Source organism: Rhodococcus sp. LB1, from assembly GCF_001583455.1.
GTDB classification, from domain to species: domain Bacteria; phylum Actinomycetota; class Actinomycetes; order Mycobacteriales; family Mycobacteriaceae; genus Rhodococcus_F; species Rhodococcus_F opacus.
This window is the reverse complement of record NZ_LTCZ01000181.1, coordinates 1-1,576: the sequence shown is the minus strand read 5'-3', so window position 1 is coordinate 1,576 and position 1,576 is coordinate 1. Positions and strand designations below refer to the sequence as shown.

General features: G+C 66.4%; 1 protein-coding gene. It reads left to right on the top strand.

What is annotated here, in order from left to right:
• The coding region (locus tag AZG88_RS23980) for a condensation domain-containing protein (protein ID WP_231914165.1) at positions 1-1,576 on the top strand (1,576 nt) is incomplete at both ends.

The following is a 1,576-nucleotide window of genomic DNA, read 5'->3' as shown; positions in this document are numbered from 1 at the left end:
CGTGTTCGCAGATGTCCTCGATCGCGAGAGGGTCGGGCTCGACGACGACTTCTTCGCCCTGGGCGGCAACTCGCTGCTCGCGACGCAGGTGGTGTCGCGGCTCAGTGTGGCGATGGATGCGCGGGTACCGATGCGGGTGCTGTTCGAGGCGTCGTCGGTGCAGGCACTGTCGACGTGGCTCGAGTCCCGGACCGCTGCGGGTGCACGCACACCCCTGCTCCCGAGGACCCGGACCGAACACATCCCGCTATCGTATGCACAGCAACGCATCTGGTTCCTCAACCGGTTCGACCCACACTCACCGGTCTACAACATTCCATTCGCCGTACGCCTGTCGGGAACCATGGACACGGCCGCACTGCTGGCAGCGATCGCAGACGTCGTGGACCGGCACGAGACCCTCCGGACGATCTACCCAGAATCCGAGACCGGCCCGCACCAAGTGGTTGTCCCGGCGGCCGAGATCAGCGGCGGATTCGCCACCGCCGCGGTGACCGAGAACGAGCTCGCCACGCGACTGCTGTCGATGGCCTCGTCCGAGTTCGACGTCACCACATCGGTGCCGGTGCAGGCCGCCTTGTTCGAGACGGCCGACAACGAGCACGTGCTCGCCGTGGTGCTGCACCACATCTGCGCCGACGGCTCCTCGATCGCCCCGCTGGCCCGCGATCTCACGGCCGCCTATACGGCCCGAACCGGCGGACACACGCCATCGTGGCCACCACTGACGGTGCAGTACGCCGACTACACCCTGTGGCAACGCGAAATACTCGGCTCCGACGACGACCCCGATTCGTTGCTCGCGCAGCAACTGACCTACTGGCGTTCCACACTCGACGGGCTGCCCGAACAGCTCGAACTGCCCGGCAACCGAACACCGCCCGCCGTCACCCACCGTGGACGAACACACACGTTCACCATCGACGCGCCCACCCACCGCGCGGCAGCCGAACTCGCACGACAACACACCGCGACCGTGTTCATGGTGCTGCACACCGCATTCGCGATATTCCTGGCCCGGATGTCGGGCACCGGGGATATCACGATCGGCACCCCCGTCGCCGGTCGCGGCGACCCGGCCCTCGACGACCTGGTCGGCATGTTCGTCAACACCCTCGCACTGCGAACCCCGGTCGACGGGGCCAGCAGCTTCACCACACTGCTCACGACGGTGCGAGAAACCGACCTGGCCGCATTCGAGCACGCCGACGTGCCGTTCGAACGGGTGGTACAAGCCCTCAACCCGACACGATCAACCACCCGACACCCACTGTTCCAGGTGATGCTCGTCTTCCAGAACCAAGAGCACCCGAAACTCGAACTGGCGGGACTGACCGCCCGTATCGAGGACATCGACCACACCGCCACCCAGTTCGACCTCACGCTGGTGGTGAGTGAACGCGTCGACCGCGATGGTGCCGCTCAGGGTTTGACCGCCGCGCTGACTTACGCACAGGACCTGTTCGACGAGGACACCGTCCGCGGCTTCGCCGACCGGTTCACCCGGCTCCTCGAAGCCATCATCGCCGATCCCGACAGCCCGGTCGGCGACCTCGACCTCCTCGACGCCGACGAA